Origin of the sequence: Mesorhizobium sp. M7A.F.Ca.CA.004.04.2.1, assembly GCF_004022825.1 — a bacterium.
Lineage (GTDB): Bacteria > Pseudomonadota > Alphaproteobacteria > Rhizobiales > Rhizobiaceae > Mesorhizobium.
On record NZ_RZPH01001756.1, the window covers coordinates 1 to 497 of the forward strand.

General features: G+C 64.2%; 1 protein-coding gene. It reads right to left on the reverse strand.

Annotated elements, in window-relative coordinates; all coding sequences use genetic code 11:
- Positions 1 to 2: 2 nt before the first annotated feature.
- Entirely contained in the window at positions 3 to 491 is a 489-nt protein-coding gene (locus EN893_RS37415; protein WP_127273412.1) for a GNAT family N-acetyltransferase, read from the reverse strand.
- Between the last annotated feature and the right edge of the window lie 6 nt (positions 492 to 497).

Below are 497 nucleotides of genomic sequence, written 5' to 3' on the forward strand. Positions count from 1 at the left end.
CCTTACGAGATAGCTTTGCGCATGGTGATCGAGGTCGGCCTGGCATAGCCCTCATGCGCCGTCCGTTCAGTTTCGCGAAAGCCGAGGCGAGCAAAGGCTTCATGATTCCCGGTCAGCTCGATCCGCGTCTGAAGCGCGACGGCGGCCTTGCCGCGGCTACGGGCAAGGTCTTCGACTGCCTGCATCAGCCGCCGGCCAATGCCTTGTCCCTGGCGGTCCGGCGCGACCGCGAACTTGCCGACATAAAGGTCCGCCGCCCTCTCAAGGGCAAAGACGCAGCCGACGATCCTGTCGCCCTGCACCGCCACGAAGCCGGTCTCCAGCCGCGCCTTGTCGCTCAGGGTGTCGGCGGTCAGATGGTGGGCCGAGGAGGGCGGGTCGACAACGCCGTCCATCGAAGCGAAAGCGCGCATGATCAATGCGAGCACATCGTCCCAACGGTCGAAATCGGTCGGGATCCGCGTGATGGAGACAGCTTCGTTCCGGTCCAAGAATTC